The sequence below is a fragment of the Massilia sp. CT11-108 genome (assembly GCF_047302915.1).
GTDB classification, from domain to species: domain Bacteria; phylum Pseudomonadota; class Gammaproteobacteria; order Burkholderiales; family Burkholderiaceae_D; genus Telluria; species Telluria orientalis.
In genome coordinates this window covers 1-8,108 of the sequence record NZ_JBKYMO010000258.1, presented here as the reverse complement: position 1 = coordinate 8,108, position 8,108 = coordinate 1, and the positions used below count along the sequence as shown (strand labels likewise).

At 67.7% G+C, this 8,108-nt stretch carries 8 protein-coding genes and 1 pseudogene; 5 read left to right on the top strand and 4 right to left on the bottom strand.

Going from position 1 to position 8,108, the window contains the following annotated elements:
• A pseudogene (locus ACEN88_RS19380) lies at positions 1-292 on the top strand (glycoside hydrolase family 2); the annotation flags it as partial.
• Here ACEN88_RS19380 and ACEN88_RS19375 read toward each other — a convergent pair.
• Both ACEN88_RS19375 and ACEN88_RS19370 read right to left on the bottom strand, forming a co-directional pair.
• Entirely contained in the window at positions 293-1,093 is an 801-nt protein-coding gene (locus ACEN88_RS19375) for a LytR/AlgR family response regulator transcription factor (protein ID WP_413342136.1), read from the bottom strand. It lies immediately after the preceding pseudogene.
• Positions 1,090-2,202 carry a sensor histidine kinase gene (locus ACEN88_RS19370; protein ID WP_413342135.1) on the bottom strand — a complete coding sequence of 371 codons (1,113 nt, stop codon included), beginning with the start codon at positions 2,200-2,202 and terminating at the stop codon, positions 1,090-1,092. The genes ACEN88_RS19375 and ACEN88_RS19370 overlap by 4 nt, the downstream gene beginning before the upstream one ends.
• A gap of 114 nt (positions 2,203-2,316) precedes the next feature.
• Here ACEN88_RS19370 and ACEN88_RS19365 point away from each other — a divergent pair, with 114 nt between their 5' ends.
• The 3 genes from ACEN88_RS19365 to ACEN88_RS19355 all read left to right on the top strand — a co-directional run bounded on the left by ACEN88_RS19365 (position 2,317) and on the right by ACEN88_RS19355 (position 6,454).
• Entirely contained in the window at positions 2,317-3,282 is a 966-nt protein-coding gene (locus ACEN88_RS19365; protein ID WP_413342133.1) for an MBL fold metallo-hydrolase, read from the top strand.
• 263 nt (positions 3,283-3,545) lie between these two features.
• Positions 3,546-5,888 (top strand): family 43 glycosylhydrolase, encoded by a 2,343-nt coding sequence (locus ACEN88_RS19360; protein WP_413342131.1) that lies wholly within the window; start codon positions 3,546-3,548, stop codon positions 5,886-5,888.
• A gap of 11 nt (positions 5,889-5,899) precedes the next feature.
• Positions 5,900-6,454, top strand: a complete 555-nt coding sequence (locus tag ACEN88_RS19355) for a PEP-CTERM sorting domain-containing protein (protein ID WP_413342129.1) — start codon at positions 5,900-5,902, stop codon at positions 6,452-6,454.
• A 5-nt stretch (positions 6,455-6,459) separates the two neighbouring features.
• Here the strand turns inward: ACEN88_RS19355 and ACEN88_RS19350 are convergent, their stop codons facing one another.
• Positions 6,460-7,194: a siderophore-interacting protein gene (locus ACEN88_RS19350; protein ID WP_413342126.1), complete on the bottom strand. Its 735-nt coding sequence runs from the start codon at positions 7,192-7,194 to the stop codon at positions 6,460-6,462.
• A gap of 41 nt (positions 7,195-7,235) precedes the next feature.
• Between ACEN88_RS19350 and ACEN88_RS19345 the strand changes: the two genes are divergently transcribed.
• Positions 7,236-7,709 (top strand): MarR family winged helix-turn-helix transcriptional regulator, encoded by a 474-nt coding sequence (locus tag ACEN88_RS19345; RefSeq protein ID WP_413342125.1) that lies wholly within the window; start codon positions 7,236-7,238, stop codon positions 7,707-7,709.
• On the opposite strand, the gene ACEN88_RS19340 is transcribed toward ACEN88_RS19345, so the two are convergent.
• Positions 7,706-8,108 (bottom strand): Gfo/Idh/MocA family oxidoreductase (locus ACEN88_RS19340; RefSeq protein ID WP_413342123.1); only part of this gene is annotated, 403 nt, incomplete at its 5' end. The genes ACEN88_RS19345 and ACEN88_RS19340 overlap by 4 nt on opposite strands.

Below are 8,108 nucleotides of genomic sequence, written 5' to 3'. Positions count from 1 at the left end.
CCCGACGGCCGTCGCGGCGGCGCGCAAGGGCAAGGACATCGTCGTGACGTTCAGGGACACGGGCGGCGGCCTCAAGACGTATTCGGCCGACCGCGCGATCGGCTTCGAGGTGTGCGCGGGCAAGGCATGCCGCTATGCCGACGCGCGCGTCGCCGGCGACCGGATTGTCCTGCGCGGCGCGGCGGCGCCCGGCGTCACGCGCGTACGCTACGCGTGGGCCGATGCGCCGTTCGTGAACCTGTTCGGCGGCGACGGCCTGCCGGCCGCGCCGTTCCGGTTGGACGTGCGCTGATCACATCTGCCTGAACAGGTGCGCGAACAACGGGCTGACGCGCAGCTTGTCGGCCCGGTTGCGCAGGTGCAGCGTCAGCTTGCCGGCATCGTCGCGGCTCGCGCTCGTCACGTGCCGCATGTTGACGATGGCGCTGCGGCTGATCTGGCGGAACTGGTCCGGATCGAGCTGGGGCAGCAGGTCCTTCAGGCTCAGGCGGATCAGCGCGTCGCCCTCGGCGCTCGCCACGTTCACGTACTTGTCGAGCGCCTGGAAGTACAGCACCTCCTGCACGGGAATCATGCGGATGATGTTGCCGACCGCTGCGCGGATCACCGTCAGGCGCTCGGCCGGTGCCGCGCCTGCCGGGAGCAGGGCGCGCATCTGCTCGACGAGTTGCGCGAGGCCGTCAGCGGCCGGCGCGTCCCGCACCGCGAGCGCCTGCAAACGCTCGACGGTGCGCGCCAGGCGCGTGTCGCTCACCGGCTTCATCACGTAGTCGACGGCGGCCTGCTCGAACGCCTGTACCGCGTAATCGTCGTACGCCGTCACGAACACGATGTGTGGGAACGGGCGCACACCTTCCCAGCGTTCGGCCAGTTCCTGCGCCGCTTCCAGGCCGGTCTGGCCCGGCATCTTGATGTCCAGGAACAGGATGTCCGGCTGCAGTTCCAGCGCCTGCTGCACGGCCGCGACGCCGTTCGGCGCCGTGCCGGCGATGTCGAGGTCGGGCCACAGGCGCCGCAGCGTCGCGGCAAGCGTGGCGGCGAGGATCGGTTCGTCCTCGGCGATCAGGGCGCGGATGGGTGGCGTTGCGTTCATGCGGTCTCCAAAGGAAGCGTCAATCGGGCCAGCACGCCGTGCGGCTGGGCGGGAATGAGGGTCAGGGCGGCGCGCGCGCCGTACAGCACCTGCAGGCGTTCGCGGGTCGTCGTTACGCCGACGCCGGTGCCCTTGGCCGCGGTCTGCGTGTCGTCCAGGCCAAGGCCCGTGTCGCTGACGCAGATCTCGAGCAGGCCGGCGCGCGCGCTCGCCTCCACGGTCACGGTGCCGCCTTCGATCTTCGGCTCGAGGCCGTGGATGATGGCGTTTTCCACGAGCGGCTGCAGCAGCATCGCCGGCAGCCGCGCGCTCCGCAGTTCGGCGGGCAGGATGCAGCGGTACGCGAGGCGCGCACCCATGCGCACGGCCATCAGGCCGAGATACGCTTCGGCCGCCTCGAATTCCTGGGCCAGCGTCGTCGTCTCGGCGCGGGTGGCGGACAAGGTGGCGCGCAGGTACTGGATCAGGTGGTCCAGCATCCGGCTCGCCTGTTGCGGGTCGATGGCGATCAGGCCCTGCAGGTTCGCCAGCGTGTTGAACAGCATGTGCGGTTCGATCTGGGCCTGCAGCAGCCGCAGTTGCGCCTGCAGGGCCTGGCGTTCGATCGTCTCGGCGCGCGCCTTGGCCTCGGTGCGTTCCAGCTTGATGCGCTCGACTCGTTCGCGGTTCAGGATCAGGAGGGCCATCGCACTGATCGCCAGGAAGGTCAGCCCGATCATGCCTTTCTGGCCGTGTTCGTTCGGGTACCCGGACAGGTCGGGCAGGGGGTGGCCCAGGATCAGGCTGCCCATCGAGATGCCGGTGTAGTGCGCGACGGGCGCCATCGCGACGAGCAGCACGATGCACGGCACCAGCCAGCGGCGGCGCCGTGCCGGATCGTCGAGGAGCGTGAGGCGGACGCCGTCGAGGACCACCAGCGCCACGAGGCCGACGCAGATCGAGTACACCATCTGGTCGTACAGTTCGAACGTCCTGCCGTTGACGAGCGTGATCAGGACGGCGGTCATGCTGCACACGATGACGGTCAGGCCGATGTCGTCAGCCAGGCGGCGGACGATCGGGCGGCACGCGCCCCGCGCGGAGGGTAAAAAGCGGAAGAGGGTGTTCATGCCGGAATTGTGCCGCCGGGCCCGGACGGCGGCAACCCGGCTGCGACGAAACCGCCTTGGGGCCGACCGAAACGGGGGATAATCGGACCGAAACCACTTATTGGCCCATCCAGCATGGAATTCCAGTTCCTCGGCACCTCGTCCGGCACCCCGAGCAAGACCCGCAACGTGAGCGGCCTCGCCCTCCGGGGGCCGCGCGGGGGCTGGTCGCTCGTCGACTGCGGCGAAGGCACGCAGCACCGCATCCTCCATACGACCCTGTCGCTGCACGACCTGCGCGCCATCTTCATCACCCACCTGCACGGCGACCACTGCTACGGCTTGCCCGGCCTGCTGGCCAGCGCCGGCATGCTGAACCGCACGGCCCCGCTGGCCCTCGTCGGGCCGCCGGCGCTGCGCACCTTCATCGACGGCGTGATGGCGACGAGTGAACTGGGGCTGCCGTATCCGCTCGAGTTCATCGCCGTCGACGGCCTGGCCGGCAGGCCGGTCCTGCCCGACCTGGCCGTGGACGCCATCGCGCTGTCGCACCGGATCCCGTCCTGGGCGTACCGCTTCACGGAGCGCACGGTGGAGCGCAAGCTGGATACGGCCCGCCTGCGCGCGGCCGGCATCGCGCCGGGCCCCGCCTGGGGCGAACTGCAGCAAGGCAGTGATGTCGTGCTGGACGACGGCCGCGTGCTGCATGCCGCCGACTGGCTGCTCGCGCCGCGCAAGGCGCGCACGGTCATCGTGGGAGGCGACAACGACGCCCCGTCGCTGCTGCTGGAGGCGGCACGCACGGCCGACGTGCTGATCCACGAGGCGACCTACACGGAAGAGGTGCTGCTGAAAGTGGGGCCGGGGCCGATGCACAGTTCCGCGCTGCGGGTGGCGCGGATGGCGCAGGCGGCCCGGTTGCCGAACCTCGTGCTGACCCATTTCAGTCCCCGTTACCAGGACGGCGAAGGGCCGTTGTCGATGGGCGCGCTGGAGGCGGAGGCGAGGAGCGAGTACGCGGGCAGCCTGTTCCTCGCGCGCGACTTCGACCGGTACCTGCTGGGCCGCGACGGAACGCTGGCCGCAAAATATTTTTTGTAACACGCAAAAAAACCTGCGATATCTTTTTTGGTTTTCGAATCGATTCCATTCCAAAAAAAGTTATCGCGGATTCCCTCAGCGATCATCATATTTTTTATTTACGACCCTAAATCCGTTTTTTTGGAATCGCAGCTGTTTCTCTGCTGAAATCTGTAAATTATCCGGTCGAATCAGTGACTTAGATGCGCTGCCGGCCCTGTTGCAAAGCATTTGAAAATGCCGCATTCTCCGTCCGCAACCATAATTATTAGACGGAGACTACAGTGAACAAACCCTTATCCCTGGCGGGATTGGGCGCGCTATTCGCGTCCTGCTTCATCGCCGCCAATGCATTTGCCCAGGCGGGCGCCACGCTCCCCACGTTCCAGAACGCGTCCGTGCACGATCCTTCCGTGCTGAAGGCCGGCGACACGTTCTACGTGTTCGGCTCTCACCTCGCGTCGGCCAAGTCGAAGGACCTCATGAAGTGGACGCAGATGACGGACGGCGTCAGCGCCACCAATCCGCTGTTCCTGAACGGCTCGAAGAACGTCTACACGGAACTGGCCGAGACGTTCGCGTGGGCGAACACGACGACCTTGTGGGCGCCGGACGTGCGCCAGCTCGCGGACGGCAAGTACTACATGTACTACGACGCCTGCCAGGGCGACGCGCCCCGGTCCGCGCTGGGCATCGCCGTCGCGAACAGTCCGGAAGGCCCGTACGTCAACAAGGGCGTGATCCTGAAGTCCGGCATGTGGGGCCAGCCGAGCTACGACGGCACCGTCTACGACGCGCTGAAGCACCCGAACACCGTCGACCCGAACGTCTTCTTCGACAACGCGGGCAAGCTGTGGATGGTCTACGGCTCGTACTCGGGCGGCATCTTCATCATGCAGATGAACCCCGCCACCGGCTTCCCGTATCCGAACCAGGGCTACGGCAAGCGCCTCACGGGCGGCAACCACTCCCGCATCGAAGGCGCGTACATCATGTACAGCCCGGCGACGTCGTACTACTACCTCTTTACCTCGTTCGGCGGCCTGGATGCGAACGGCGGCTACAACATGCGTGTCGCGCGCTCGACCAGTCCGGACGGTCCGTACTACGACGCCCAGGGCAATGCGATGGCGAACGTGAAGTCGGATCCGTCGAAACCGCTGTTCGACGACGCGTCGATCGCGCCGTACGGCGTCAAGATGATGGGTAACTTCCTGTTCGAGCGCAAGCTGGGCGAGGCGGGCACCGGCATCGGCACGGGCTATGTCTCGGCGGGCCACAACTCGGCCTGGTACGACCCGGCGACCGGCAAGCACTTCCTCATCTTCCACACGCGCTTCCCGGAACGCGGCGAGCAGCACGAGGTGCGCGTGCACCAGATGTTCATGAACGCGGACGGCTGGCCCGTCGTGGCGCCGTACCGCTACGCGAACGAGACGGCGACGGCCGTGCGGCCTGAATTCGTGTTCGGCGACTACCTGTACGTCAACCACGGCAAGGACATCACGGCGACCATCAAGAAGTCGCAGCTGATCACGCTGAACGCCAACGGCAGCATCACCGGGGCAGTGTCCGGCACGTGGCGCAGGATGGGCACCAACCAGGTCGAGATCAACCTGCCGGGCGCATCGACGTACAAGGGCGTGCTGCTGACGCAGTGGGACGAGACGTCGAAGTCGTACGTGACGACGTTCACCGCGTCGTCGCGCGAAGGCATCGCCATCTTCGGCAGCCGCCTGATCCCGCGCACCGACATGCAGGTCGCGACCGCCATCTACAATGAGCTGAGCCTCGGCGCCACGACGGCCGTCACGGGCAACCTCACGCTGCCGACGAGCGCGGCCCGCAATGCCGTCATCCGCTGGACGTCGTCGAACCCGGCGGTGGTCAGCAACACGGGCGTCGTGACGACGCCGGCCAGCGGCGCCGTGAACGTCACGCTGACCGCGCGCATCACGAAGGGCACGGCCACTCTGACGAAGACGTTCACGGTCACCGTGCGCAAGCTGGGCGGCCTCGTCGCGTACTACGCGTTCGACGGCAATCTCGCGGATTCGAACGGCGCCTTCGCGGCCGGCTCGGTCAGCGGCGGCAAGATCGACACGGCGGGCGGCAGCCTGACGTACGGCGCCGGCATGCGCGGCAACGCGGCCGTGTTCGACGGCGCGACCGGCGTGCGCCTGCCGAACGGCCTGATCTCGTCGAACACGTACACCGTCGCGATGTGGCTGAAGCCCGCGCAATTGACGGCGTTCACGACGACGTTCTTCGGCGCGCGCACGACCGATTCGTGGGTCAGCTTCCTGCCGATGGGGCATGGCGGCGTGGGCGGCGCGTCGATGCTGTGGTCGGGCGCCGCCTGGTACGACGCGGGACTGGGCATGAACATCCCCGTGAACCAGTGGTCGCACGTGGCGTTCACCGTCAACAACGGCGCCGTCAACGTGTACGTGAACGGCGTCAAGCGCTTCTCCGGCACGAACTTCCCGAACGTGTTCACGACGACGACCGGCACCTTCGCGCTGGGCGTGAATTACTGGGACACGCCGTACAAGGGCGCGATCGACGAACTGCGCATCTATAACGCGGCCCTGAGCGATGCCGAAGTCGCCGGCATCGCACACTGAAAGGGATGAACATGAAGAAGACGATCATCGGCCTGCTGGCCACGATGGCCTGCGCGCTGGCGCATGCGACGGTCATCCATTTCGACGACCTGCCGGGCGACGAGTCGCTGCCCATCGACGCCGGCTACGCGGGCTTCACCTGGGACAACATGGGGACGATCCGCGCCGATGCGTACCCGGGCAGCGGCTTCGAGGCGGGCGTCGTGTCGCCGGCCAACGTGGCGTACAACTGGTTCGGCCAGCCCGCGACGATTTCGAAGGCGGACGGCAATGCGTGGGCGTTCACCGGCGCGTACTTCACGTCGGCCTGGATCGACCAGGAGATCTCGTTCGAAGGCTGGCGCAACGGCCAGCTGCTGGTCACGTCGGGCGCCTTCACGCTGGACACGACGGCGCCGAGCTGGGTCCAGCTGGACTGGGCCGGCATCGATACGCTCGTCATCTACAACAGCAGCCCGACGGCGTGGGCGATGGACGAGTTCACGGTGCCGGAGCCGGGGTCGCTGGCGTTGATGGGCGTGTCGCTGGCCGGGTTGGTGACGGCGCGGCGCAGGCGCAAAGCCTGACGTCGTCAAGCGAGGTTCTCGTGATGTTCGGCGACGCCCTGTTTCCAGTACGCCGACACCCGCGTCGCCTCGCGCGGCACGCCTTGTTCGTTCAGCACCTGGCGCACCCGCGCCATCAATGACGCTTCGCCGCCGCCCCACGCGAATCCGCGGCCGGGCGGCAGCGCGAGCGCCTGCAGATCCGCGACGAGCGCCTCCGGCGTATCGAACCAGCGCAGGTCCACGTCCGCGACACTCCTCAACACGCGCCGGTCGGCCGGCGCCGCGTGCACCAGCACGATCGCCCGGCTGCCGCCCGCCAGTTCTTCCAGCCGCCGCGCGATGGCGGGGAGGGCGGTCGCGTCGCCCGTCAACAGGTGCCAGTCGAGTTCCAACGGCACGATCATCGAACCTTTCGGCCCGCCAACGAGGGCGCGCTGCCCAACCACCGCGTTGCGTGCCCAATCGGACGCCTTGCCGTCGCCGTGCAGCGCGAACTCGATCGTCAGCTCCAGGGCTTCGCGGCTGAAGCGCCGTGGGGTATAGTCGCGCCTCACCTGTCCGCCGTCTGCATCCGCGTCCGGGAACATGAACTTGACGTGGTCGTCGAACGACAGGGACGTGAAATCGGCCAGCGCCGCGCCCGTGAAGGTGATGGCGGCGAAGGCGTCGCCCAGGCGTTCGATGCGCGCCACGGTCAGTTCGCGCAGCTTGAGCTCATGGCGGACGCGGCGGACGAGAAGGTGTTCAGCTTGCTGCATCGTTGCTCCAATTAGTTGATAATGTCACCTACCTGCCCATTATGCGAAACATAGTTGATGAAGTCAACCAAAATCCCCCGTCGCCCGCGCTCGAGGTGCTGGAACGCGTCCACGCGATCATGCACCTGTACCGCTCGGCCCAGCAGCGCAGCCTGCGTGCCGGGCCGCACGACCTGGCGCACATGGAGATCAAGGTGCTGGGCTTCTTCGCGCGCCGGCCCGGTGCGACGCAGAGCGACCTCGCCGCGCATTCGGGACGCGACAAGGCCCAGCTGGCGCGCCTGATCCGCGGCCTGCGCGACCGCGGGCTGCTCGACGCGGCCGCGGACGAGACTGACAAGCGCAGCACGCGGCTGTCGCTGTCGGAGGCGGGCAAGGCGATGTTCGCGGCGCTGCACCGCCATGATGGCGCGCTGGCCGAGACGGCGCTGGAGGGGATTGCGGAGGCGGACCGCGCGACCCTGCTCGACTTGCTGGAGCGGGTGCGCGCGAACCTGGAGGCAGGGCAGGCTTAAGGCAGGCTCAGGGCGGGGACTTCGGACAACAGCACTTCGCGCCGTTCCGCCGCGCTGATCCGGCCGGCGTCCAGCAAACGCATGACGGTCAGCGCCTGATGGGCCGGCACCGGATTCGGCGCCTTGCCGAGCAGCGCGTCGCGGATGCCGGCGTAGTACGACGGATACGCGCCGTTTTCGGTCGGCACGGCGGACGACGCCACCTTGCCGTCGTTCAGGACGGCCAGCACGCCGGTCTCGGTGTCCACGCCCCATGCGGCCGCATCGCCGCCCGGCCGGCGGCCCGCGATCAGGTCCGCTTCCTGCGGGTCGAGGCTCTGCTTGACCCAGCTCCCGTTCAATCCATGCAGCGCCACGCGCGGGCGCGCGACGGCGGCCAGCATGCTGGCGCCGAGGTCC

Coding starts and splice junctions, on each gene's coding strand:
- ACEN88_RS19345 (WP_413342125.1), top strand. CDS start 7,236: ATGCGAAACATAGTTGATGAAGTCAACCAAAATCCCCCGTCGCCCGCG.
- ACEN88_RS19375 (WP_413342136.1), bottom strand. CDS start 1,093: ATGAACGCAACGCCACCCATCCGCGCCCTGATCGCCGAGGACGAACCG.
- ACEN88_RS19355 (WP_413342129.1), top strand. CDS start 5,900: ATGAAGAAGACGATCATCGGCCTGCTGGCCACGATGGCCTGCGCGCTG.
- ACEN88_RS19350 (WP_413342126.1), bottom strand. CDS start 7,194: ATGCAGCAAGCTGAACACCTTCTCGTCCGCCGCGTCCGCCATGAGCTC.
- ACEN88_RS19365 (WP_413342133.1), top strand. CDS start 2,317: ATGGAATTCCAGTTCCTCGGCACCTCGTCCGGCACCCCGAGCAAGACC.
- ACEN88_RS19370 (WP_413342135.1), bottom strand. CDS start 2,202: ATGAACACCCTCTTCCGCTTTTTACCCTCCGCGCGGGGCGCGTGCCGC.